At 40.7% G+C, this 26052-nt stretch carries 25 protein-coding genes; 1 reads left to right on the plus strand and 24 read right to left on the minus strand.

The window, feature by feature from the left end:
- Window positions 1–33: 33 nt before the first annotated feature.
- The 5 genes from glpX to FG382_RS05740 all read right to left on the minus strand — a co-directional run bounded on the left by glpX (window position 34) and on the right by FG382_RS05740 (window position 4468).
- A complete protein-coding gene (gene glpX, locus FG382_RS05720) occupies window positions 34–996 on the minus strand; it encodes a class II fructose-bisphosphatase (RefSeq protein ID WP_142537944.1) in 963 nt (320 codons plus the stop codon).
- A 119-nt stretch (window positions 997–1115) separates the two neighbouring features.
- Window positions 1116–2393 carry a UDP-N-acetylglucosamine 1-carboxyvinyltransferase gene (locus FG382_RS05725; RefSeq protein WP_142537945.1) on the minus strand — a complete coding sequence of 426 codons (1278 nt, stop codon included), beginning with the start codon at window positions 2391–2393 and terminating at the stop codon, window positions 1116–1118.
- Between the two features lie 19 nt (window positions 2394–2412).
- Window positions 2413–3060, minus strand: a complete 648-nt coding sequence (gene fsa, locus FG382_RS05730; protein ID WP_142537946.1) for a fructose-6-phosphate aldolase — start codon at window positions 3058–3060, stop codon at window positions 2413–2415.
- A gap of 86 nt (window positions 3061–3146) precedes the next feature.
- On the minus strand, window positions 3147–4004 hold the full coding sequence (locus tag FG382_RS05735) for a class II fructose-bisphosphate aldolase (RefSeq protein WP_142537947.1): 858 nt from the start codon (window positions 4002–4004) through the stop codon (window positions 3147–3149).
- A gap of 107 nt (window positions 4005–4111) precedes the next feature.
- Window positions 4112–4468: a response regulator gene (locus FG382_RS05740; protein WP_142537948.1), complete on the minus strand. Its 357-nt coding sequence runs from the start codon at window positions 4466–4468 to the stop codon at window positions 4112–4114.
- Between the two features lie 164 nt (window positions 4469–4632).
- Here FG382_RS05740 and FG382_RS05745 point away from each other — a divergent pair, with 164 nt between their 5' ends.
- A complete protein-coding gene (locus FG382_RS05745; RefSeq protein ID WP_142537949.1) occupies window positions 4633–5148 on the plus strand; it encodes a DUF2529 family protein in 516 nt (171 codons plus the stop codon).
- A 346-nt stretch (window positions 5149–5494) separates the two neighbouring features.
- On the opposite strand, the gene FG382_RS05750 is transcribed toward FG382_RS05745, so the two are convergent.
- The 19 genes from FG382_RS05750 to cbiB all read right to left on the minus strand — a co-directional run bounded on the left by FG382_RS05750 (window position 5495) and on the right by cbiB (window position 26052).
- Complete coding sequence (locus FG382_RS05750) at window positions 5495–7090, minus strand: CTP synthase (RefSeq protein WP_142537950.1); 1596 nt, start codon at window positions 7088–7090, stop codon at window positions 5495–5497.
- 153 nt (window positions 7091–7243) lie between these two features.
- Window positions 7244–7786 (minus strand): DNA-directed RNA polymerase subunit delta, encoded by a 543-nt coding sequence (gene rpoE / locus FG382_RS05755; RefSeq protein WP_188713287.1) that lies wholly within the window; start codon window positions 7784–7786, stop codon window positions 7244–7246.
- Window positions 7787–8099: 313 nt separating this feature from the next.
- Window positions 8100–11357, minus strand: a complete 3258-nt coding sequence (gene icmF, locus FG382_RS05760) for a fused isobutyryl-CoA mutase/GTPase IcmF (protein WP_142537952.1) — start codon at window positions 11355–11357, stop codon at window positions 8100–8102.
- A gap of 27 nt (window positions 11358–11384) precedes the next feature.
- Entirely contained in the window at window positions 11385–12005 is a 621-nt protein-coding gene (locus FG382_RS05765) for a TetR/AcrR family transcriptional regulator (RefSeq protein ID WP_142537953.1), read from the minus strand.
- Between the two features lie 9 nt (window positions 12006–12014).
- Window positions 12015–13154 carry an acyl-CoA dehydrogenase gene (locus FG382_RS05770; protein WP_142537954.1) on the minus strand — a complete coding sequence of 380 codons (1140 nt, stop codon included), beginning with the start codon at window positions 13152–13154 and terminating at the stop codon, window positions 12015–12017.
- Window positions 13155–13231: 77 nt separating this feature from the next.
- Window positions 13232–14368 (minus strand): acyl-CoA dehydrogenase, encoded by a 1137-nt coding sequence (locus FG382_RS05775; RefSeq protein WP_142537955.1) that lies wholly within the window; start codon window positions 14366–14368, stop codon window positions 13232–13234.
- A gap of 228 nt (window positions 14369–14596) precedes the next feature.
- Window positions 14597–15448: a 3-hydroxybutyryl-CoA dehydrogenase gene (locus tag FG382_RS05780; RefSeq protein WP_142537956.1), complete on the minus strand. Its 852-nt coding sequence runs from the start codon at window positions 15446–15448 to the stop codon at window positions 14597–14599.
- Window positions 15445–16653 (minus strand): acetyl-CoA C-acetyltransferase, encoded by a 1209-nt coding sequence (locus FG382_RS05785; RefSeq protein ID WP_142537957.1) that lies wholly within the window; start codon window positions 16651–16653, stop codon window positions 15445–15447. The genes FG382_RS05780 and FG382_RS05785 overlap by 4 nt, the downstream gene beginning before the upstream one ends.
- A gap of 162 nt (window positions 16654–16815) precedes the next feature.
- On the minus strand, window positions 16816–18969 hold the full coding sequence (locus FG382_RS05790; RefSeq protein WP_142537958.1) for a heterodisulfide reductase-related iron-sulfur binding cluster: 2154 nt from the start codon (window positions 18967–18969) through the stop codon (window positions 16816–16818).
- A gap of 337 nt (window positions 18970–19306) precedes the next feature.
- Window positions 19307–19969, minus strand: a complete 663-nt coding sequence (locus FG382_RS05795; RefSeq protein ID WP_142537959.1) for a hypothetical protein — start codon at window positions 19967–19969, stop codon at window positions 19307–19309.
- Complete coding sequence (locus FG382_RS05800) at window positions 19962–20444, minus strand: ECF transporter S component (protein ID WP_229677282.1); 483 nt, start codon at window positions 20442–20444, stop codon at window positions 19962–19964. The genes FG382_RS05795 and FG382_RS05800 overlap by 8 nt, the downstream gene beginning before the upstream one ends.
- A 5-nt stretch (window positions 20445–20449) precedes the next feature.
- Window positions 20450–21040, minus strand: coding sequence for a cob(I)yrinic acid a,c-diamide adenosyltransferase (locus FG382_RS05805; RefSeq protein ID WP_142537960.1), 591 nt, complete (start codon window positions 21038–21040; stop codon window positions 20450–20452).
- Window positions 21037–21426: a bifunctional adenosylcobinamide kinase/adenosylcobinamide-phosphate guanylyltransferase gene (locus FG382_RS05810; RefSeq protein WP_142537961.1), complete on the minus strand. Its 390-nt coding sequence runs from the start codon at window positions 21424–21426 to the stop codon at window positions 21037–21039. Before FG382_RS05810 ends, FG382_RS05805 begins: the two co-directional genes overlap by 4 nt.
- Window positions 21378–21977, minus strand: coding sequence for a histidine phosphatase family protein (locus FG382_RS05815; protein WP_142537962.1), 600 nt, complete (start codon window positions 21975–21977; stop codon window positions 21378–21380). The genes FG382_RS05810 and FG382_RS05815 overlap by 49 nt, the downstream gene beginning before the upstream one ends.
- Complete coding sequence (cobS, locus tag FG382_RS05820) at window positions 21947–22696, minus strand: adenosylcobinamide-GDP ribazoletransferase (RefSeq protein ID WP_170206462.1); 750 nt, start codon at window positions 22694–22696, stop codon at window positions 21947–21949. Before cobS ends, FG382_RS05815 begins: the two co-directional genes overlap by 31 nt.
- The gene (locus FG382_RS05825; protein WP_142537964.1) at window positions 22693–23517 is read right to left on the minus strand and encodes a cobyric acid synthase; all 825 of its coding nucleotides are present in this window, start codon (window positions 23515–23517) and stop codon (window positions 22693–22695) included. Before FG382_RS05825 ends, cobS begins: the two co-directional genes overlap by 4 nt.
- 9 nt (window positions 23518–23526) lie before the next feature.
- Entirely contained in the window at window positions 23527–24057 is a 531-nt protein-coding gene (locus FG382_RS05830) for a bifunctional adenosylcobinamide kinase/adenosylcobinamide-phosphate guanylyltransferase (RefSeq protein WP_142537965.1), read from the minus strand.
- On the minus strand, window positions 24030–25106 hold the full coding sequence (locus FG382_RS05835) for a pyridoxal phosphate-dependent aminotransferase (RefSeq protein ID WP_142537966.1): 1077 nt from the start codon (window positions 25104–25106) through the stop codon (window positions 24030–24032). The genes FG382_RS05830 and FG382_RS05835 overlap by 28 nt, the downstream gene beginning before the upstream one ends.
- Window positions 25093–26052, minus strand: coding sequence for an adenosylcobinamide-phosphate synthase CbiB (gene cbiB / locus FG382_RS05840; protein WP_142537967.1), 960 nt, complete (start codon window positions 26050–26052; stop codon window positions 25093–25095). Before cbiB ends, FG382_RS05835 begins: the two co-directional genes overlap by 14 nt.

The following is a 26052-nucleotide window of genomic DNA, read 5'->3' on the forward strand; positions in this document are numbered from 1 at the left end:
ATATTGACCGGGTATACTTAAGAGAAGTTTCACTTATAGAACTAAATTCGGTTTTTTGTTTAAGCTATGGCGTCCTTCTACAAAACGAATCGTACCTGATTTTGCACGCATAACGATTGAGTGTGTAGAACCAAATGCTCCTTTAAATTGTACACCACGAAGAAGTTCTCCATCTGTTACCCCAGTAGCAGCAAAAATCGCATCGTCACCTTTTACTAAGTCTTCCATACGTAGAACTTTGTCTACATCAAGACCCATTTTGATACAACGAGCTAGCTCTGCTTCATCCTGTGGTACAAGTTTACCTTGAATTTCCCCGCCTAAACATTTTAATCCAACTGCTGAGATTACTCCTTCTGGAGCTCCTCCCATACCAAATAATATATCTACACCAGTGTTATCAAATGCTGTATTAATAGCTCCTGCTACATCCCCGTCATTGATTAACTTGATGCGAGCACCAGCAGCTCTAATTTCATCGATAATTTTTTGGTGACGTGGACGTCCTAAAATCGTTGCCACGACATCTTGAATATCTTTGTTTTTTGCACGTGCTACTGCTCTTAGGTTATCAATTACTGGTGCATTGATATCTACTTGCCCTACTGCTTCAGGACCTACAGCTAGTTTGTCCATATACATATCTGGAGCGTGAAGCAGATTTCCGCGATCAGCAATAGCAAGTACTGCTAGTGCATTCCAGCCACCAGAAGCTACGATATTCGTACCTTCTAAAGGGTCTACAGCTACGTCCACTTGAGGTCCTCCAGTTCCATGTCCAAGCTTTTCTCCGATATATAACATCGGTGCTTCGTCCATTTCCCCTTCCCCAATTACAACGACACCTTCCATTGGGATTGTGTCAAAAACTGTACGCATTGCTGTAGTTGCTGCGTCATCTGCTTCATTTTTTAATCCGCGTCCCATCCAACGTGCTGATGCGATTGCTGCTGCTTCTGTTACTCGGACTAATTCCATTGATAAACTACGTTCCATCTAATTATATGCCTCCCGTTTTACGGTAAATAAAATCCGGTCTGTGTTTCTTCCTGCTTTATTGTAGCATATTTTATAAGAAAAACGGAAGCACCTATGTCATGCCAAGGTAGCAAGACCTACTCGTTGTTGACTTCTACTTCTTTTACAGTTACTCGACGAATATCTGCTCCGAGTCCTTGAAGTCTTTCAATAATAGAACTGTACCCGCGTTCAATATGAAAAATATCTTGAATCTCAGTTTCTCCTTCTGCAAGCAAACCGGCAATAACGAGTGCTGCTCCTGCTCGCAAATCACTGGCACGAACTGTTGCCGCTTCTAGCTTAGCTGGTCCCGTAATGATTGCCGTTCTACCATCGACACGACCATTTGCATTCATACGTCGAAGCTCATCAATTTGTTTAAATCTGGCAGAATATATACTATCTGTAATAACCGATGTACCAGTTGCTTGCGTCATTAAAACCGAGAATGGTTGTTGTAAATCAGTTGGAAATCCTGGATAAACAAGCGTCTTCACGTCAACTGCATGTAAGCGAGTTGTCTTTGGAATGAATATTTTCTCTTCATATTCTTCTACTTTTACGCCCATTTCCCTTAGCTTCGCCGTTAATGCTTCCACATGGAATGGGATGACATTATCGATGGTGACACCATCTCCTGCAACCGCTGCCATAATCATAAACGTCCCTGCTTCAATACGATCTGGAATAATTGTATGCTTTGTACCATGTAGCTCTTTTACACCATCAATACGAATGACATTCGTTCCGGCACCTTTTATGTTTGCTCCCATATTAGATAGGAGTGTTGCAACATCAATGATTTCCGGTTCTTTCGCTGCGTTTTCAATGATGGTTCTTCCTTTTGCAAGTACTGCGGCAAGCATAATATTAATCGTCGCTCCAACACTTACGACGTCTAAATAGATTTTCGAGCCTACTAATCCATCTGTACGCAGATAAATTGCACCATGCTCATTGGAAACAGTGGCTCCTAAAGCTTCAAAACCTTTAATATGCTGATCAATCGGACGTGGGCCGAGATGACATCCACCCGGCAATCCGATTGCTGCTTTGTTAAATTTCCCAAGTAGGACACCCATTAAATAGTAGGAGGCGCGTAGCTTTTTAATATTGCCATTTGGAAGCGGTAAATCCACTACTTTTGTGGGATCGATCGTCATCGTTCCGTTCTCAAATGTAACATCTGCTCCTAGTTCTTCTAAAATTTCTTTTAGCGTCCATACGTCTAATATTTCTGGTAAGCCTTCTATTGTAACAGGTGAATTTGCTAGTAGCGAAGCAGGAATTAATGCGACAGCACTATTTTTCGCTCCATTTACTTTGATCGTACCTTTTAGGCGTTTTGCACCTTTTATCTTATAAACTTCCATACGTTTCTCCTTCGACTTGTTACTCGCTTTTACGATTGTTCCAATCCGCTAGAAACCCTTCAATCCCTTTGTCTGTTAAAGGATGGTTAAATAATTGTTTTAAAACTTTAAATGGAGTTGTTGAAATATGCGCGCCATTTAACGCAGCATCTGTAATATGCTGTGGATGTCTAATAGAAGCCGCAATGATTTCAGTATCGATTTGATGGATTTCGAAGATTTGTGCAATTTTAGCGATTAACTCCATACCATCATGCCCAATATCATCTAAACGGCCTAAAAATGGAGATACATACGTGGCACCAGCACGAGCTGCAAGCAATGCTTGGTTTGCGCTGAAAATTAGCGTTACGTTTGTTTTAATATTTTCTTTTGTGAATACCGCACAAGCTTTTAATCCTTCTGGTGTCATCGGTAGCTTCACTGTAATATTTGGTGCAATTGCAGCAAGCTCTCTACCTTCTTTAATCATTCCTTCTGCATCTAGTGCAATTACTTCAGCACTAACTGAGCCATCCACAAGCGCTGTAATTTCACGAAGTCGATCATGAAAAGAAATGTTTTCTTTTGCAACTAGCGATGGGTTCGTTGTAACACCAGATAGAATTCCCCATGCGTGTGCTTCTTTTATTTCTTCAAAATTTGCTGTATCGATAAAAAATTTCATAGTAGTATTTCCTCCTCATGATGGACAAATAGGAGAAGGTCCTTTTGATGAACACTTCTCCCTTATAGTAGTTTGTGTTGACTCGTTTACGCTTTGTTTGAGCTTCCAAATTCACGCATTTTGCCGATTACAGTTGTTTTAATCGCATCGCGTGCTGGAGTCAAGTATTTACGTGGATCATATTGCGCTTCATTTTCCGCTAAGTATGCACGAATTGCTTTTGTCGCAGCAATTTGGTTTTCCGTGTTCACATTAATCTTCGCTGTTCCAAGTGAAATAGCGCGTGTGATATCATGTGTTGGGATTCCTGTTCCACCGTGCAATACTAATGGAAGGTCTGCAAGCTGAGAAATTTCTTCCATTTCCTTGAATCCTAAATTTGGTTCTCCTTTGTATGGTCCGTGAACAGAACCTAACGCTGGAGCTAAACAATCAATTGCAGTACGTTTTACAAGCTCTGCACATTCTGCTGGGTCTGCATAAATAACACCATCAGCTATTACATCGTCTTCTTGACCTCCAACTGTACCAAGCTCTGCTTCTACAGAAACGTTGTGTGCATGTGCATAGTCTACCACTTTTGATGTAATTTCTACGTTCTCTTCAAAAGGATGATGAGATGCATCTATCATAACGGATGTAAATCCTGCGTCAATTGCCGCTTTACATTTTTCAAAGCTAGAACCATGGTCTAAGTGAATAGCTACTGGTACTGTTGTTTGGTAGTCTTCCATTAATCCCTTTACCATATGCACTACTGTAGTAAAGCCACCCATATATTTTGCTGCACCTTCGGAAACGCCTAAAATAACTGGAGACTTTTCTTCTTCAGCAGCTTGTAATATAGCTTGTGTAAATTCTAAATTGTTTATATTGAATTGTCCTACTGCATAGCCTTCTTTTTTCCCTTTTTCCAGCATTTCTTTCATCGATACTAAAGCCATTTAAATGGGCCTCCTCTATTCACTATTTCATAATGTGTTTTTACCCTATATCCTTTTCATCATAACAAAAAAAGGCGATGTTTTCCACTGCCTGCTAGGAAAGCTCCTTATTTCAATAAATTAGTTACAGCATCTCGTACTTCAAATATATCAAAGGGCTTTGTGAAGTAGAGAGATGCTCCTAAATCCATCGCTTCTTGAATTAAGTTCAATTCCCCATAAGCAGTCATCATCATTACAGGTAGATTGGGCCATTTATCCTTCAGTTTTTTTAAGATTTGAATTCCATCCATCCCCGGAATCTTCATATCTAATAGTACACCGTCAATTTCCTGCGCACTTGCAATTTCTAATGCTTCAAAACCATTTGCAGCTAAACTTACTTCGTATTGTACTTGTGAAAAAACTTCTTTCAAGAGCATTCGTATTCCGAGCTGATCGTCTACAATTAAAATGTGTTTCATGATGAACAAACCCCTTTTTTGAATTTCCCACTTTTATACTACTATTCGATACATAGCTTGCTATTCCTCCTTTTTTCCTAATTATTTTTCAAATTCTCATTTGCTAGGCATAAAGGCGACGTTTTTTTGACTTTCCGATATAATAACAAAGAGGTGAATAAAGAATGAAAATGTTAACAACACAACTCACTGGACTTTTTCAGCGTATAGCAACTTCGGAGGAAGAGAACATAGAAGAAACTGCTCGACTATTGGCACAAGCCGCTGCAAGAGAAGGCAATATTTATTTTGCAGCGTTTGGAGAAATGACAAGTATTGCGGTAAATGCACAATTTGCTGCAGAGCCTTTCCCAAGCATGAAAGCTTGGACACCAACCGTTCAGCTTACTAGTGCAGACCGCGTTTGGATTATCGCCCGATCTTCTGAAAATGAGGAAGTAATCTCTCTTGCCGAACGTCTAAGCGAGGAATTTATCCCATTTAGCGTACTTGCTGCAGAGCCTGCAAGCGAAGAAAATAAGCTAGCGGATCTTGCCTATACATATATTTCATTGAAGTTATCGAAAGGCCTACTACCTGCAGAAGATGGTTCCCGCATTGTTTTGCCATATGCACTAGCGGCGATGTTTGTGTACGAAGCAGTGAAGATGAAGCTGGATGAAATGCTATTAGGTGAATAATGATGGAGAGTGCCCAAAGACATTTCTTTGGGCACTTTTTTGGCTTGGTTGCTCTCGTCGGGGATTTGGTTGCTTTCACTTACTATTTGGTTGCTCTCATGCTGATTTGGTGCTTTGACCACGGAGTTGGTTGCTCTTTGCCATTTATCTCCAATACAGCTTTTCTTTTATGCTATCTCAATCCAAGTCGGCTTATTACGAGAAGACTTGGTTGCTCTCATGCTCCATTTGGTTGCTTTCACATACTATTTGGTTGCTCTCCCACACTATTTGGTTGCCCTTTGCCTTTTTTTCCTTTATCCACACTAAAAAAGCAGCTCGACGATGTCGAACTGCTTGTTTTATATTATTCACCTACAGATGCTTTGATGAATTCACGGAATAATGGTTGTGGACGTCGTGGACGAGACACAAACTCCGGATGGAACTGAGAAGCTAGGAAGAATGGGTGATCTGGAAGCTCGATGATTTCAATTAGACGACCATCTGGGCTTGTACCAGAGAACACAAAGCCTGCTGCTTCGAATTGTTCACGGTATTCGTTGTTGAATTCATAACGGTGACGGTGGCGCTCATATACAAGTCCTTCTCCGTAAGCTTCGAAAGCTTTAGAGCCAGGAGTTAGTTTACATGGATATAATCCAAGACGAAGTGTACCACCTAAGTCTTCAACATCTTTTTGTTCTGGCAATAGGTCAATGATTGGATGTGTTGTAGTTGGATCCAATTCAGAAGAATGCGCATCTTGTAATTCTAAAATAGAACGTGCAAATTCCACTGTTGCCAATTGCATTCCTAAACAAATACCTAGGAAAGGCACATTGTTTTCACGAGCGTATTTAGTTGCAGAGATTTTCCCTTCTACACCGCGGTCTCCGAATCCACCTGGAACAAGGATTCCGTCTACATCTGAAAGAGCTTCTGCTACATTTGCATCGTTTACTTCTTCTGCGTTCACCCATTTTACTTCTACATCTGCATCGAATTGGTACCCTGCATGTTTCATTGCTTCTACAACAGAAATGTAAGCATCTTGAAGTTCAACGTATTTACCCACTAGACCAATACGTACTTTTTTCGATAAAGATTTTACTTGATCTACTAATTCTTTCCAGTCCGTCATATCTGCTTCTTTTGTAGTAAGTTGGAAGTGATCTACAACGATTTGATCTAAATGCTGCGCTTGAAGATTTAATGGGATTTCATATAATGAATCCGCATCGATACATTCAATTACTTCTTCAGGTTTAATATCACAGAAAAGCCCGATTTTGTCTTTCATATCTTGAGGAACTGGTGCTTCTGAACGAAGAACAATTACGTTTGGTTGAATACCAAGGCTACGTAATTCTTTTACACTATGTTGTGTTGGCTTTGTTTTCATCTCACCAGCAGCTTTAATAAATGGTACTAATGTACAGTGAATATACATCACATTATTGCTACCTACGTCACGTTTCATTTGACGGATTGTTTCTAGGAATGGAAGAGATTCGATGTCTCCAACTGTTCCACCGATTTCTGTGATAACGATATCAGCTTGTGTTTCTTTTGCAGCTAAGAATAGACGTTGTTTAATTTCATTTGTAATATGTGGGATTACTTGTACAGTTGCACCGTTATAATCTCCACGACGCTCTTTTCTTAATACGGAAGAATACACTTTCCCTGTTGTAATATTGGAATATTTATTCAAATTAATATCCATAAAACGCTCGTAATGACCTAAGTCTAAGTCCGTTTCTGCGCCATCATCGGTAACAAAAACTTCCCCGTGCTGATATGGGCTCATTGTCCCTGGATCTAAGTTGATATATGGATCAAACTTTTGAACCGTTACATTTAATCCTCTATTTTTCAATAAACGACCGAGTGATGCTGCAGTGATTCCTTTACCTAATGAAGATACAACCCCACCAGTAACAAAAATAAATTTAGTCAAAATGTGTTCCTCCTAGAATGTTAATTAGTTCTACAATAACAAAAAAGCGCCCCGCCTGCTAATTTGGCAGGGGAGCGCTATATGCACATGAGTAACGTCTCTTTAAAAAGAGCCCAATAGAATCTTATAGCGATTCTAAGAAGATGTCAAGAATTATTCTTCGTCTTCCTCTTCTTCTTCATCTAATTCTTCGTCATCGATAATGTCAAAGTCTTCTTCGTCCTCATCGATTAGATCCTCTTCGATTTCTTCATCGATCTCTTCTTCAAAGTCAACTACTACATCGTCCTCATCGTCTTCTTCTTCATCTTCAATAAACTCATCGAATTCTTCCTCGAATACGATTTCATCTTCATCTAAATCTTCTAAATCTTCATCATCCACTGCTTTTGCTTTCTTTTTACGTACTTTAACAGTAGGAGCAGTTTCTTCTTCAATTTGTTCTACTGGGTACCATTCACGTAGTCCCCATTGGTTTTCAGCAATTGCTAAAAAGCGACCGTCGATATTCATATCTGTGTAGAATTGTGGTTTACGAGCAGCCATTTCTTCATCCGTGAATCCATTTAATTTTTGTATTTCATCAAATAGATCTGTTAGTGTTAATGCATTTTTCTTATCTTCTAAAATCGCAAATCCTAAATCTATTAGCGATTCTTCTTGTAGTTGTGCTGTTGTCATTTCACGAAAATTCAAATCGTGCACGTCCTTTCTATGTCCGTTTGCATACTTTCCATTATATACAAACCATTATGTTATATGCTACCGTCATTTATTCTTTTTGAAAAGAGAAAACTTTTCACCTGCCATTAAAAACAAATAAAAAGAGAGCAAGAGTAATGGAATAGATGCCAGTCTTCTATTATACAAAAAAATAGTAAGTAGTAGGAGTATAATAATTAGCATTATTTGAATTGGTTTTTTCACGCTTCTTCTCCTCTACTACATAATCTACTTACTTCATTATACAAAAAAGTGTCCCGATAATACATCGAGACACTAATTCTTTTTACATATTTCTTCGGTACTGTCCGCCTACTTCGTATAGTGCGTTGGTGATTTGTCCTAAGCTTGCTTTTTGGACTGTGTACATCAGCTCTTCGAAAATGTTACCACCAGATACTGCTACTTGCTTTAGCTTGTTAAGCGCTAGGTTTGCTTCTTCTGCATGCTTTGTTTGGAATGTGCGAAGATTGGTGATTTGTGATTCTTTTTCTTCTGTTGTTGCACGGGCAATTTCCATATTATCGATGTCCTCAGCACTTGCTGGATTAGGATTTAAGTACGTATTAACCCCAATAATAGGTAATTCACCTGTATGTTTTTTCATCTCGTAGTACATGGATTCTTCTTGGATTTTGCCTCGTTGATATTGCGTTTCCATTGCACCAAGTACGCCGCCGCGATCGTTAATACGGTCGAACTCTGCAAGTACAGCTTCTTCCACTATGTCTGTCAGTTCTTCGATAATGAAAGCACCTTGCAGTGGATTTTCGTTTTTCGATAGACCATGTTCTTTTGTAATAATCATTTGAATGGCCATTGCTCTTCGAACCGATTCCTCTGTTGGTGTGGTAATCGCTTCATCATACGCGTTTGTATGAAGTGAATTACAGTTGTCTTGCAATGCCATTAATGCTTGAAGTGTCGTGCGAATATCATTAAAATCGATTTCTTGTGCATGTAAGCTTCGACCAGATGTTTGCACATGATATTTAAGTTTTTGACTTCGTTCATTCGCACCATATTTGTCACGCATTACGACTGCCCAAATTCGACGAGCGACCCGGCCAATTACCGTATATTCAGGATCTAGGCCATTTGAGAAAAAGAACGATAGGTTTGGCGCAAAATCATCTATATGCATCCCGCGACTTAAATAGTACTCCACGTACGTGAAACCATTGGAAAGCGTGAATGCCAGCTGCGAAATTGGGTTGGCACCAGCTTCTGCGATATGATATCCAGAAATCGATACCGAATAATAATTACGAACCTTTTGGTCAATAAAATATTGTTGAATATCCCCCATCATACGAAGGGCAAATTCTGTGGAGAAAATGCAGGTATTTTGTCCTTGGTCTTCTTTTAAAATATCTGCTTGCACCGTTCCACGAACGACTTGCAATGTGTTTGTTTTTACTTCTGTGAATTCTTCTAAAGTCAAAGTGCGTCCTAGTTCTGCTTCTCGATTCTTCACTTGCTGATCGATTGCCGTATTCATGAACATCGCTAAAATAATTGGAGCAGGGCCATTTATCGTCATCGATACAGATGTCGATGGTGCACATAAATCAAAGCCATCATATAGCTTTTTCATATCATCTAGCGTACAAACACTTACGCCTGATTCTCCCACTTTTCCGAAGATATCTGGACGGTGATCCGGATCTTCTCCATACAAAGTTACAGAGTCAAATGCAGTAGACAATCGTTTAGCATCATCATCTTTTGATAAATAGTGGAAACGACGATTCGTACGTACTGGTGTACCTTCTCCCGCAAATTGACGTTTCGGGTCTTCTCCTTCTCGTTTGAAAGGGAAAACTCCAGCAGTATATGGGAACGATCCTGGTACATTTTCCTTATACACCCATCTTAAAATCTCTCCGTAATCAGCGAATTTCGGAAGGACTACTTTTGGTATTTTAAGTCCCGATAAGCTTTCAGTCCGAAGGATAGTACGAATTTCTTTATCGCGAACTTTTGTGACGAATTCATCTCCAGCATACGCCGCTTTTAAAGCGGCCCAGTTTTCTAGTATACGTTTGGATTCTGCCGTTAATTCGTCACGTACACCGGAAGCAAGTGATTCTAGGGAACTTACTAGCGCGTCATCTGCTGCTTTTTCTTTTACCGCTTCAAGGGCACCTTCTAATTGAAATAGTCTTCGTGCAAAAGCTACTTGCTCTTCCGACTTTTTGTGATAACCACGAACTGCATCGGTAATTTCACGAAGATAGTAACGGCGCTCGTTTGGAATGATGACGTTTTGTTTTTGTGTTTTCACAAACTGCTCATAGGATGTCTCCCAGTCTGTACCCGCTTTATCATTTAATACCCCAATTAATGCTGCAAATAAAGAATTTGTTCCTTTATCATTAAATTGGCTCGCTATCGTACCGTAAACTGGCATTGTATCTAAATCATCATGCCATAATTCACGGCTTCGTTGATATTGCTTTTGCACTTGGCGAAGCGCATCTTCGGAGCCTTTTCGTTCGAATTTATTGATGACGATTAAGTCTGCGTAGTCAATCATGTCGATTTTTTCAAGTTGAGACGGTGCACCGAACTCGCTTGTCATTACATACATCGAAACATCCGATACATTGGCAATTTCAGCGTCCCCTTGTCCAATACCACTCGTTTCCACAATGATTAAATCGAATCCCGCTGCTTTTACGACATCTAGCACATCCGAGATTGCACCGGATAATTCTGTACGAGATCCGCGTGTTGCTAAACTTCGCATAAATACTCGTTTATTGAAAATAGCATTCATGCGAATACGGTCTCCAAGTAACGCGCCACCTGTTTTTTGCTTTGTTGGATCAATAGAAAGGACCGCAATTTTTTTGTTTGGCAAATCATGAAGGAAACGGCGAATTAATTCGTCAGTTAGTGAACTTTTCCCTGCTCCCCCCGTCCCAGTAATACCGAGCACTGGTGTACCTTTTGTAATATTTTTCGCACGCTCAATCATCGCTTTTGCTTCGGCATCTCCTGTTTGGTGCGCTTCTTCAGCAACAGTGATTAAGTGGGCAAGCAATTCCGGTTTTTCCGTCGAAACAGCTTCCACTTCCAGGGTGGCACCTGTCGATTTAGTAGGTACATCACATGCTTCCAGTATTTTATTGATCATCCCTTGGAGACCTAATTTCCGACCATCTTCTGGTGAGAAAATACCGGATATGCCGTATTCTTGCAACTCTTTTATTTCTTTTGGGATGATTACTCCGCCGCCTCCACCAAATATTTGAATATGTGGTGCACCACGTTCTACGAGTAAATCCTTCATATATTTAAAATACTCTACATGTCCTCCTTGGTAGGAAGATATCGCAATCCCTTGAACATCTTCTTGAATCGCAGCATTCACGACTTCTTCTACGGAACGATTATGGCCTAAGTGAATGACCTCTGCCCCGCTCCCTTGTAAAATACGGCGCATAATATTAATCGATGCGTCATGCCCGTCAAAAAGACTTGATGCTGTGACAAAACGAATATGATTTTTTGGACGATATACTTCTACAGAAGACATGTTGCTCCCCCTTTGTTTAGTAACCATTTACTGTCCCATCCCCTTCAGTACATACTGTATTTGTAATTCAGTAAATTGTTCGAGCGAATATTCTTTGCCGAGCGCCCATCTTCTAAATGCCCACATTTGCCCTTGAACGACAAGTGTATGCGCATACAGATTGATTTGTGTATCTGTTAGCTCAAGTTCCCCTGCTTGTTGACAGCCAATCAGAATACTACGAAAAATTTCAACCATTTCCAACTCTTTGGTGAGTACGTATTGCAATGCACTTTTAGGTAAGGATTTTGTCTCTTGATACATCACGACGAATTCATCTTGCATATCATCAATGACTCCATAATATTGACGTATCGCTGTTTTAAGTCCTTGCGTCGTGCCTTTTTGCAGCGGAATTTCCGATAGTTTGTTATTCACTTCGTTGTAAATACTGTCGCAAACTAAATAGAGCAAATCTTCCTTTGTCCGAATGTACTCGTATAGTGTTCCGATACTAAAGCCGGCTTCTTTTGCAATTTCTCTTGTTGTCGTTCGGTGAAAGCCTTTTTGTTTGAATAACGTTACACCTGCACGGATCATTTGGTGGCGTCTTTTTTCGATGAGACTTTCATCTTTTATAGATGTCAGTACTTCATGCTTTTTTTCCATAGGCATCGATCACTTCGTCAACATACGAGAAATAACAAGTCGTTGAATTTCTTGCGTTCCCTCGTATATTTGAGTAATTTTCGCATCGCGCATATAGCGCTCGACTGGATAATCCTTTGTATAGCCGTATCCACCGAAAACTTGCACAGCTTCTGTTGTTACTTTCATCGCTGTATCTCCAGCCATTAACTTTGCCATCGCGGATTCTTTTCCATAAGGAAGCCCATTCGATTCCAGCCATGCCGCTTGATACGTAAGAAGTCTTGATGCTTCTGTTGCTGTCGCCATATCCGCTAGTTTAAAGGATACCCCTTGGTTTGCAACGATTGGCTTACCAAATTGCACGCGCTCTTTTGCATATCCGACTGCTGCATCTAATGCGCCTTGTGCGATTCCAACTGCTTGAGCAGCAATCCCGTTTCGTCCACCATCTAAAGTTTTCATCGCGATGATAAAGCCTTCTCCCTCTTCCCCAAGAAGGTTTTCTTTTGGTATGCGGCAATTATCGAAAATAATTTCCGTTGTAGGTGAAGAACGAATGCCTAGTTTCTTTTCTTTTTTCCCTACCGAGAATCCTAGGAAATCTGCTTCTACGATAAATGCGCTCGTTCCTTTATGCTTCGATTCTGGATCAGTTACCGCAAATACAACATAAATGTCTGCAATTCCACCATTGGTAATAAAGATTTTAGAGCCGTTTAGAACATAGTGGTCGCCATCTAGTTTAGCAGTCGTTTTCATGCCTCCAGCATCTGAACCAGAGCCAGCCTCTGTTAAACCATAACCACCGATTTTAGTACCTTCTGCCATTGGACGAAGATACTTTTGCTTTTGCTCTTCATTGCCATATTTGAAGATCGGCCATCCTGCAAGTGAGGTATGGGCAGAAAGCGTGACACCAGTGGAAGCACAAACACGAGATAGCTCTTCGACAGCGATACAATAAGCAAGATAGTCAGAACCTATTCCGCCGTATTCTTCTGGCCAAGGGATACCCGTTAAGCCAAGCTCTGCCATTTTGTCGAAGATTTCACGGTCAAAACGTTCTTCTTCGTCACGCTCTGCCGCTGTTGGTGCTACTTCGTTTTCTGCAAAATCACGTACCATTTTACGAATCATTTCATGTTCTTCTGAAAGTTGAAAGTTCATTGTGTATCCCGCCCCTTTTTTGTATTCTCGCGTTCAATTGTGAGTTTGTCGCGTTTGACCATTTATTGGAAAGTATATTAATTAGTTATGTGCTTACTAATAACAATTCGTTGAATTTCGCTTGTGCCTTCGTATATTTCCGTTACTTTTGCGTCACGGAAATAGCGTTCTACTGGATAATCTTCGGTGTAGCCGTAACCGCCAAACACCTGCACTGCTTCGATTGCTACTTCTACCGCTGTTTTCGAAGCAAAAAGTTTTGCCATTGATGCTTCTTTACCGCATGGCAGTCCTTGATCGCGAAGACTTGCTGCTCGGTAAACAAGAAGTTTTGCTGCTTCTACCGCAGTCCCCATATCTGCTAGTTTGAAGCCTACTCCTTGGTTCGCAGCAATTGGCTTGCCGAATTGAATGCGCTCTTTCGAATACGCAATTGCCGCTTCGAAGGCCGCTTCTGCGATGCCTAGCGCTTGCGTTGCGATTCCGATGCGTCCTGTGTTTAAGTTCGCCATGGCGATTTTAAATCCATCGCCTTCTTCACCAAGTCTATTTGCTACAGGAATTTTCATATCTTCAAACGTAAGCTGAACTGTTCTAGAGCCGTGCAAGCCCATTTTTTCTTCGTCTTTTCCGACAATGAAACCTGGCGTATCTTTTTCTACGATAAATGCTGTAATCCCTTTTGAGCCTTGGGAAGAATCTGTCGAAGCAAAAACGATGTTTACATCTGCTTCTCCACCATTTGTTATAAAGACTTTAGAACCATTCAGTACATAGTGGTCGTCTTTCTTTACAGCTTTTGTTTTCAATGCACCCGCATCAGATCCAGCAGATGGTTCTGTTAGGCAAAATGCTCCTAAGTATTCACCAGTTGCAAGCTTTGGAATGTATTTATTTTTTTGTTCTTCATTGCCAAAATAGAGGATTGGATTTGTTCCAACAGAAGTGTGCACAGAAAGAATTACCCCAACTACTGCGCTTACTTTTGAAAGTTCATTAATAGCAAGGACATAGCTTGTAAAATCCATCCCTGAGCCGCCGTATTCCTCTGGTACCGTAATACCCATTAACCCAAGCTCTCCCATTTTCCGGATGATTTCACGAGGAAATTCCCCCTGCTCCATGCGGTCGATAAAAGGTTCAATTTCCGTTTTAGCAAAATCTCTGACCATGTTGCGCATCATAAGTTGTTCTTCAGTAAACTTTAGCTCCATCTTATTTTCCCCTTTTTCCCGTATTAACGGGCAGTAAATTCACACTTCAAGTATTTTGTCAATTTGAGGAGCTAACCGTGGGAGATTAACTGCCCATAAAAACCTCCATTTTATGAACAAAGACTAAGTACGCCGCATCGTGCGGCAACGCCTTTGTGGCTCTCTTCCTATGAGCCTCAACTAACATTCAGCGGGTGATAAACATACCCACTGAATGAAGTTTCACTTTTATTCGTAAATGTAAAAACCTCTACCAGACTTCTTCCCTAGCCAACCAGCTTTTACGTATTTTCTAAGAAGTGGACATGGACGATATTTACTGTCTCCGAACCCTTCGTGTAAGATTTCCATAATGTATAAGCAAGTATCCAAGCCGATAAAGTCTGCTAGTTGAAGTGGACCCATTGGATGATTCATCCCGAGTTTCATCACATCGTCTATCGCTTCCTTGGAAGCAACCCCTTCATAAAGCGTGTAAATTGCTTCGTTGATCATCGGCATTAAAATTCGATTAGAGACGAAGCCTGGAAAATCATTTACTTCGACTGGTACTTTGCCTAGCTTCTTTGTCATATCTTCGATTGCTGTATAGACTTCATCTGAAGTTGCCAGACCACGAATAATTTCCACTAGCTTCATTACAGGAACCGGGTTCATAAAATGCATTCCAATCACCTGCTCCGGGCGATTCGTTACAGCAGCTATTTCCGTAATTGGTAGCGATGAAGTGTTTGTTGCTAAAATTGTGTGCTTTGGTGTGATTTCATCTAGCTGTTTGAAGATAGATTGCTTGATTTCCATATTTTCAACTGCCGCCTCGACCACAATATCTACGTCACTTGCATCTTCGATTGACAGCGATTTAGTAATATTATTTAGTACTGCTTGTTTTTCCTCTTCTGACATGCGACCTTTTTCCACATTACGGGAAAGGTTTTTTGTAATTGTTTGAAGTCCACGCTCGTAGTATTGTTCTTCCCGATCATTCAGCTTCACTTCAAAACCAGCCTGTGCACAAACTTGTGCAATTCCTGATCCCATTTGCCCTGCACCAATTACCATTATTTTTTGAATTGTCATGCGTTATTTCTCCCTGTTTTTGGAACTTCGATCATTATTGCATCGCCTTGCCCGCCGCCTGAACAAATTGCCGCGACACCAATTCCACCGCCACGACGTTTTAATTCATACGCAAGTGTTAAGATGATTCTTGCACCAGAGGCTCCAATAGGGTGACCAAGTGCTACCGCTCCACCATTTACATTCACTTTTTCCTCATCTAAGCCTGCAATTTGGCTACTAACTAGGGCTACTGCTGCAAATGCTTCATTTATTTCAAATAGATCAATATCTTCTAGTCTCTTTCCAGTTTTGTCGAGCAATTTATTGATGACGATTCCTGGTGTTTGCGGAAAGTTTTCTGGCTCAATCGAGATTTCCGCGTGTCCAATAACGTATGCAAGTGGCTCTTTACCAAGCTCTTTTGCTTTTTCTTCATTGGTCAAAACGATTGCACAAGCTCCGTCATTAACCCCTGGTGCGTTTCCTGCTGTGATTGTTCCATCTTTCCCAAACGCTGGTTTCAATTTAGCAAGCGAATCGATGGATGTATCGCGTCTTGGCGCTTCGTCTTCTTTTACAACAACTGGATCACCTTTTCGCTGAGGTATTTCTACTGCAACGATTTCCTCTCCTAAAATTCCATTGTCCATCGCTTTTAGTGCAAGGTTATGACTTCTATAGGACCATTCATCCTGTTTCTCCCGTGATAATTCAAACATCTCGGCAGTAGAGTTTCCGTATGTTCCCATATGCACATTTTTGGGATGGAATGAACAAGAAAGTCCATCATAAATCATGCCATCTACCATCTGACCATCTCCCATACGAAGACCAAAACGTCCTTTTGGCAAATAGTAAGGAGCATTTGACATCGATTCCATTCCACCTGCGACGATTATTTCCTCGTCACCCAGTCGAATCAATTGATCAGCTAGCGTCACACTTCTCATACCGGAAGCACATACTTTATTGATTGTTTCCGTTTTCACTGACCATGGAATTCCCGCTTTTGTCGCCGCTTGTCTAGAAGGAATTTGCCCTTGCCCAGCTTGCAATACAGATCCCATAATTACTTCATCCACATCTACTCCGTCTACCCCTGCGCGAGCCAATGCTTCTTTTATCGCAATTCCTCCAAGATCTGAAGCTGTTAAACTACTAAGTGCTCCCCCGAACTTACCAAATGCTGTACGTGCCCCATCCAAAATTACTGTTTTTGTCAACATAGCCACCCCTTTTGTATGCGCTTTCACTACTAATAAAATAAAAAATTTAGTTGACTGAACGCTCGCTCAATTTGACTTGTTAGAAAAAGGGAGTATCAACTACTCCCTCTACTGTTACTTCTAGTTTACGAAACTGTTAAACTATTTGCAATATATTTATCAAACAATTGCTTCTTCTTTCTCTTCCTCTTCGGATGATGGAGTGAATTCTCCGAAAATAGATTTCTCCAGTAATTCAGCAATATCATATGTGCCTACGTTTTCTTCTACTTCTTTCGCTTTCGTACCATCAGATAACATCGTTAAGCAGTAAGGGCAACCAGATGAAATAATCGTTGGATTCACTTCAAGCGCTTGTTCAGTTCGAGCAACGTTAATGCGATTTCCTACATGTTCTTCCATCCACATTAGTCCGCCACCTGCTCCACAGCACATGCCTGTTTCACGGTTACGATCCATTTCCACTAGTTTCACTCCAGGAATTGCCTTTAACACTTCTCGTGGTGCGTCATATACATCGTTGTATCGTCCTAAATAACAAGAGTCATGGAATGTAATCGTTTCTTCCACTGCGTATTGCGGCTTTAAGCGACCCGCTTTTACTAAGTCGTACAGCATTTCTGTATGGTGAAGCACTTCCCCGTTCCAACCGAAATCGCTGTATTCATTTTTAAAGATATTATATGCATGCGGATCAATAGTGACAATTTTTGTGACACCAGCTTTTTCAAATTCAGAAATATTGGATGTTGCTAGCTCTTGGAATAAAAATTCGTTTCCTAGACGACGTGGTGTGTCTCCAGAGTTCTTTTCTTTATTGCCGAGAATCGCAAATTTCACTCCCGCTTCGTTCATCAAGTGAGCAAATGCTAAGGCAATTTTTTGCGAGCGATTATCGAAGGATCCCATAGAACCTACCCAAAATAAGTATTCAAATTCTTCGCCAGCTTTAGATACTTCTTTCACCGTTGGAATATGAATTTCTGGACGAGCATCTCTCCAATTTTCTTTTTCTTTACGGTTTAAGCCCCACGGATTTCCTTGACGCTCAATATTCGTCATAGCGCGTTGTGCATCTGGATCCATTTTTCCTTCTGTCATGACTAAATAACGGCGAAGGTCGATAATTTTATCAACATGCTCATTCATAACTGGACATTGGTCTTCACAGTTACGGCAAGTCGTACATGCCCAAATTTCTTCTTCGGTAATAACATCGCCAATTAAAGAAGGACTATAAATATCTTCGATGATTGCACCTTCTGCTCCCGCAGCCATTGCAAGTTGGTTACCTCTTGTTCCTTGGAAAGCAAGTGCAGGTACCCAAGGTTTTGCTTTTGTTTCTACAGCCCCAGTAAATGTTAAGTGATCACGGAGCTTTGTGATCAAGTCCATTGGAGACAGCATTTTACCTGTTCCCGTCGCAGGACACATATTTGTACAACGACCACATTCTACACATGCGTAGAAGTCGATCATTTGTGCTTGGGTAAACTCATGGATATTTCCAACACCAAACGATGGCATTTCTTCTTCGTCCGCCTCTTCATCCTCTTCCTCTTCGAAATTGATCGGACGTAATTTCCCCACATTATCTAAACGATGGAAGTAAACGTTTGCAGGACCAGTGATTAAATGGAAATGCTTCGATTGTGGTACGTATACTAAGAATGTTAGTAAGAATAATAGGTGAATCCACCACATTGCATAGAAAATAGTTGTAGCAGCCGCAGTTGGCAATATTCCAAAAATTGTCGCTACAGTTGATGCGATCGGCTCTGACCAAGTCGCTTCGTGTCCATGCCAGATCATCCCCATACCATTACCAACTAATACAGAAACCATTAACCCACCGATGAAAATAAGAACTAGTCCACTTTTCCATCCGCGTTTTAAACGAACTAACTTTTCAATATAGCGTCGATAGAATGCCCAAACGACTGCTATTAAAATAACAAATGTCACGATTTCTTGGAAAAATGTAAACGCAGGATACAACGGTCCTAATGGCAAATGTGACCCCGGCGCTAATCCTTTCCAAATAAAATCAATTGCGCCAAATTGAACAAGTAAAAACCCATAAAAGAACATGACATGGATCGCTCCACTTTTCTTATCCTTTAACAGTTTCTTTTGTCCAAATACATACACCCAAATTTTCTGGAGTCGTTCTTTCACATTATCTTCAAACTCCACTTTTTTCCCAAGTTTGATATATGCATATCTTGTTTTTAACAAATATGCGAACAAACCAATTGCATACAAAGTAACTGCGATAAACAGTACCCAGTTTGCGATTAACAATGGATTCATCTTATTCTCCCCCTTAAAGACGTAAAATGATGTTATGCATAGAATACCATTAGGCTAATAGATTAATAAAGAATTAATTTAATATTAAAACTGAATGAGCATTCAGTCAACAGTTATTTATTGAAAATTTTCATTTTTAGAAAACAGCTTTCTTAAGTCGGCTTGATGTAGCCCTTAATTATTTCCAGAAAATAGATAAGGGCAACCAATAGGACTGTTTAAGCAACCAGTTTGCTTGGCAAAGCAACAGAATCATATCGAAGAGCAACCAATTCAGCAGTGAACGCAACCAAAACCTATAACAAAGGCTATCTCTATGCGAGATAGCCTTCTTCGATCAATTTATTTCTTCAAAATACTTTCCAAAATGTAATTTCGCTTCCTCGATTCGGTTTTTCGCTATTCCAAGTAGTACAGTAGTCGCTGGCCCTGCTGATTTCACTATATCCCAACCTTGCAATTCACAACGCAAACCAAGTCGCTTGCATTCTTCTGCTATTCCAGTGGAACCGACTGGCCATACGCTTTCTACCAGACCACTCTTGATGCTTTCCCAAATCTTTTTCAGGTCTGCAATTTTGTCCGACTCTGTCATAACCTCTTGACCTACACATGGCTTGCCGTACACATACCAAGTATATTTTTCAGCACTGTCCGTTTTCTGTTTGCCAATCAGCGTGACAGCGATGGCGGATTGCAACGTTTCCATATTTGACTCTGTGCTGCCGGTAATCTCCGGACAAGGCTGGGCTATCTCCCCAAAGAGTTTCTTAATACCCTCTACATATTTATCCCAGTTTTTATTGCCAGAAAAGTTATGCAGTACGATCGAAATCGGATGTGCTCCTGCCGCCCATTGCTCCATCAGTGCGACTCGCGTTGCAAAATAAGCTACTACTTCGTCAGAAACATGCACTAAATCGGCTTCTTTTTCACCGATTCCTGCAGAATTATCGGTCGTCAAAACAAATCCATTTGGCAATAAAACCGCATTACGCATGTGTTCTCACTCTTTCCATTACTCGCTCTACGACCGGAGACACAACTATTGCGATTCCAGCGTTTAGTACAGTCGCAATTGTTATTCCAGGCAATGCCATCACAAAAAATGCCGGGGAAATGATCCAGTAAAACGGTAGCGTCGCAAGCACACTGTTTGCGACGATAAAAAATATCCATTTCCATACATTTCGTCCTGCTTGATGAAGCTTTGTAAATACGAATAAAATCAAAAACATTTCAACAGCTATTATTAAATGTAGTGGCCCCAGAGGAAATCCTGCGTATAAAGAAGATGATAAATGTCCGATTAAAGATGCTGCTCCTGCATAAACAGGAGGCAAAAATGCAGCCGATATAAGCGCTGGCACTGTGTCGAGTGCCGCGCTATTAATCCCTATTGGAATTTTAATAAATGCTCCTATTGCGGATAGTGCTGCAAACATTGCTGCAAGTGTAAGTAAACGAAGCTTCACCTTATTTACTCCCCTTCTTTTTTAACGCTTCCTACGTTCTTGAATACTTTTGCACTTCGAATATATTCTACATCCGAAACTTTCATTCGCGCATTAGCTACTCGAGCTGCTGCAAATAAATAGTCAGATAGTCGATTTAAATAGCGTTGCACAACTGTTGGTACATCTTCTTCTGCTTTTGTCAAAGTGACTACTTGTCGTTCCGCACGTCTCGTAACAGTGCGTGCAATATGAAGCGTTGCCGCTGCTGGTGTTCCGCCTGGTAATATAAAACGCTCTAACTCCGGGCTTTCATCCACAAGTACATCAATTCGTTTTTCCATTGCTTCGATTGGTTCGTCTGTCATTTTATATACGCGACGATTCGATACATTTGCAAGATCTCCGCCACAATCGAATAGCTCATGCTGAATAGTTTCTAGATCTTCTAGAATATCCGCAAATACAGCGGGATCTAGTTCTGTCACCGCTTTTCCGATAAATGAATTTAGCTCATCGATTGTTCCGTATGCTTCTACACGAATATTATCCTTATCGGTTCTTCCTCCGATTAAGCCTGTTTTCCCTTTGTCGCCAGTTTTTGTATAAATTTTCATCTCCACACATCTCCCTTTATTGTTTGTGCAATTCCATACCAAATACGTGTAACACTTTCCGCCTTTGTAAAAAGTTTTTGATAAAATCGACCGACGTCATCTCTTAATCTACGGGCAGTTGCTTCCATCGGTACAATTCCTCGACCAATTTCAGTTGCGATTACAATAACCTCGACTTTCGTATTCCATCGATCCAAGTGTTCGAGCCAATCTTCCAACTTTGTTTGTTCCAAATTTTCTACCCCATAAACAACGACTACTTCTGTATTTGACAATAATACTGGAATATCCTCCTCTGCATTCATCCATTGCACGCTTCTTCCTTGAATCCGGTTCTCTACGTACGCTCGTTTTCCATTAAATGCTCCACCGAAAATGACATGCATCGCTTTCCCTCCAGTACGTCTTTTTTACGTGTCCATTGCAACTCGTAGCTACACCCATGTGGTACTTCCCATTCCCAAAAGCTTTTTTTAACTGGTGCAAATTTCATCAACAAAAAGCGAATGGGACCACCATGTGTAATAATAATGGGATGGTTTACTTCTTCCACTACTCCATAGAAAGCTTGCAATACTCGGTCTTCCATTTGTTCTAACGACTCTCCATTTGGAGGAGCAACTTCCCTCGGATTATCCAGCCAATTTCTATATAAAGTATCTTCTTTTAATTCATTATATGTTTTTTGCTCCCAATCACCAAAGGAGCATTCCCTGAAATTTGCATTTTCCGTATAAGAAATTCCCCTAAATACTTTCGCTGCAGTTTGTTTACATCGCATTAAATCGCTGCCAATCACTTGTTTGGTTGTACTAGATAGTTTTTTCGTTAGGATATCATCGATAATCGGTTCATCGGTCCAACCGATGTATTTTTTATCGCGATTCCCTTGCGTTGGCAAATGCCTTAAGAGAGTAATAGTAAAAGTGTCAGCCATAATACCACCTCCGAAACTTCTACACTCGCTCCAAGCAAATCACCGGTAACCCCACCGAAGTTCCTAAGAGCCCAATTGCGAAATAAACAAATAAAACCAATCAACACGACTGCAATTGTGACCGCCACAAGCCAATCCGTCAGCAATCCTAAAACAGCAAGACCCAGTAAAAAGTGACATACAGCTGCAAACCACACAGCCCTCTCATTCATTTTTTGCTTGAAAAAATGAGCGAGTCCACTCGTTTTCGCATTATTTGTGAGAGAGAATAATGTGATAAGTATCACCCTAGAAAAATAAGGGATTAGTATGAGTAAAATCCAATGAAAAGACGTTGCCGCAAGTACTTCCGAAACAATAATTACTTTGCCAACGACCAGCAATACAACGGCCATTACACCAAATGCTCCGACTCGCGGATCATCTAATATTTCGAATCGCTTCATACGGTCTCTATAAGAAAAAAATGCATCCGATGTATCGATAAACCCGTCCATATGAAGGCCGCCAGAAAAGAAAATGCCAAGCAGTACAATGCTAAATCCTGTCATTAATGGACTCCATTGGGCGTAGAGCACGATACAGGCAATTGCCCCGATCCCAGCTCCTATCCAAGGAAAAACACTATACATCCCCGTAATCTGACGTCTTTCCATCGGTAAATTTTTGTTCACTGGTATAATAGTGAAAAATTGAAGTGCTAATAACAAGCTATTCACTTTTGCACCCCGTTTAACACGGAGATGATTTTTTCCCATTTTACATGCTTTTTAAAATGGTTTGCCCACTCGTCTATTTGTTCTTCAGATGCATTCCCGCCATTTTTCGCTTCGCCGTCTTCTTCCTCTAGTTCATTAGGAAAATAAGGAACGATTCCGATCACATCGATTCCCGTAAATGACTCGATAAAGTCTATTCCATCTTGGAATAAAGAAGTATCCCCTCGGAACTTATTGATAATGATTCCTTTTACCCGAGCTCTTTGCGCTTCTGGTAACAGTGCAAGCGTGCCGACGATAGATGCAAATACCCCTCCATACTCAATATTTGCTACCAATAAAACCGGGACATCTGCCAAATCAGCAATCCGCATATTTACTAATTCTCGATCTCTTAAATTCACTTCCACAGGGCTACCGGCCCCTTCTAAAATTAAATATTCATAAGATGTGGAAAGCTTCTTCAAGCTATTTTTTATCAATAGTTGACCTTCTTCAAAAAACTGCTCCCGGTAATGCATTCCATTCATTTTATTCAGCTTTTCCCCTAAAATAATGATGTTCGATTCCATATTTCCCGCGGGTTTGAGCAGGATTGGGTTCATTTCTGCTCTATAAGGGGTTTTTGCGGCTCTTGCTTGTAAGGATTGCGAAACACTTATTTCCAAGCCTTCCTCTGTTCGGATACTTAACGATGACATATTTTGTGATTTAAATGGAGCCACTTGCTTTCCTTCATTTGCTAGGAGCCTGCAAATCGCTGTACATACTAAGCTTTTCCCTACGCTAGAAGCGGTCCCTTGCACCATTAAGCCTTTCATCTGCATCCCTCATTTCCACTGACGATCTTCACCATATTCCATTTCGAAGGCATGATCTGCTTTTGCTACAAGCTTTTGATGGAGTCGACCAATCCACTCTTGATAGAGAGCTGTATATTCATATTTTGATACTGGTTCATCCAGCACTTCATTTGAAACAATGACCAATACTTGCACTTTTTCTAATAGCTTTTCAATTGTCGTGAATAACTGCTTTTCTACTTCTTCCATTTGACCTTCGTAAAGCTCATTTGCAAGCCAAGTCGTAACACAATCCCAAAGAATGGCATCCCCTTTTTCAATTTTAGGGATAATTTGCTCCAAATGTCTTGGCTGCTCGATTGTCACCCATTCAACCGAATAATTTCGACGATCGTCTTGGTGTCTGTTAATACGTGCTTTCATTTCCTCGTCGACTGCAATACCAGAAGCAACGTACACATTTCGTTTTGCTTGCTCGTTCATGACAAAGTGTTCAGCGAAGCTGCTTTTTCCACTCCGCACGCCCCCTGTTATGAAGATAAGTTTTCCTCGAACCATGTGGTCATCTCCCTTTGCAAATGCTCCATTTGCGCCTTTTCCTTCATGCCAACACGGAACCATTTTCCATCCAAGCCTTTAAAGTTTTCTGTATGGCGAAGGACACAACCTTTTGCCAATAAATAATCGAAAAACGCTTTCGAACGTGCATGATCAGGCAGTTGGAAACAAAGGAAATTAGTTGTGGATGGCAATACAATGCAATGCCATTTCTCTAGGAAGTCCGAAAAGCCCTCCCGCATTTCTTTTGCAAAAGTAATCGCCTGTATTCGGTACTCCTCTTCCTGCAAACAGTCAGCTCCGATCGTTGTAGCAATTGCATTACTATTCCAATGCGACAATCGGGAACGAATATCCTTTATAAAGGCTTCGCTTCCTACTGCATATCCAAGGCGCAACCCCGGAATCGCATACATTTTCGTCATCGAGCGCACGACAACCACGTTCGGAAAATCCTTCAAATACGGGATAAATGATTCTTTTTCATCAATAAAGTCGAGAAACGCTTCGTCTAAAATCACTTCACATTTATATCTTTTTGCGTAGCGTACAATTTGGATAATTTCCTCTAAAGGTATTAGATAGCCGGTTGGATTGTTTGGTCTGCAAATATAGATGGCCTCTGCAAACTCGATTTCATCGAACACTTCCTCTAAAGGAAGCTGTCCTATTGCAATTATTTCTTTTATGTATACATGATAAGGGGCAAGGGTCGCCGCGTATTCTGAAAAAGTTGGATGAATCAAGACGACACGCTTGTTTTCATATCGTTTCGCAATGCTTGCAAATAGCTCTGCTGCTCCATTTCCAACGATGATGTTACTAACGGATACGTCGTGATACTTAGCAGCTGCAGATAAAAAAGGCTCTCCAGCAGGATCTGGGTACTTTGTGATTAATTCAGCATAGGTCGACCATCTTTCCATTACAAATGCTGGTGGACCTAAAGGATTTACATTTTCACTAAAATCCATTATCTTCTCTGGCATCTCGATTCCTAGCCGTTCATATACGTGATGTGCATTTGCTCCATGATTAGGTAATGCCATATAAAATTCCTCCAATAACCATCATCCAAAGCCAAAATAGAAATACCGCTGTATTCAAATGCGAGATGGTACTTAATATATGGTTTGGTGATAAAGGAACCTCTACAACTCCCATGCGGGCACGATTCGAAATGATTCCTTTATATGTATTAATTCCTCCCAGTTGAATGCCTAGCTGGTAAGCAGTCGCTGCTTCTAAATAACCACTATTTGGGCTTGGATGTTTTTTCGCATCAAGCCACCACCCCTTCATGCGCTTGTTAAAAGGTAGCTTACTTTCTTTTTTACCCCACAGCATAATAAGATAGCCTGTCAAACGACTTGGTATATAGTTTGCTATATCATCAAGCTTAGCCGCAGCGTATCCGAACTCTTCGTATTGCTCATTTTTATAACCGACCATCGAATCGAGTGTATTGATCGCTTTATAAACCCAAAGCCCAGGTGCACCTGCAAACAAAAACGCATAAAAAAGCGGAGCAGTAATTCCATCACTAATATTCTCGGAAACTGTTTCCACGACACCTCGTGTAATTTCTTGTTCATCTAACGTTTCCGTATCTCTTCCGACTATCCACGATAGCTTTTGCCTAGCAGCAGGTAAATCATTTGCAACTAGTGGTTTGTATACATCCAACGCTGCTTCTCTTAGGCTTTTTTGCGCAAGTCCCGAAGCTATTAACATACTTTCCACTATAATCCCAACCCACATATGGATGGAATACGCACTTATTAAAAGCGCAATCGTTACAGAAAATGTAATTCCTACAACGATAAAAACGAGGAGAAATCCTTTTGCTTTCTTCGCTCTCCCTTTATTCAACCATGTGGTTAGCTTTGAAATAAGCGTCCCAATAAAGCGAACGGGATGCGGCCAATTCGGCGGGTCACCAATTATTCGATCGAGCATGAGCCCTATTGCAATTGCGATTATATGTGGACCCAT

Origin of the sequence: Psychrobacillus lasiicapitis, from assembly GCF_006861795.1 — a bacterium.
GTDB classification, from domain to species: Bacteria; Bacillota; Bacilli; order Bacillales_A; family Planococcaceae; genus Psychrobacillus; species Psychrobacillus lasiicapitis.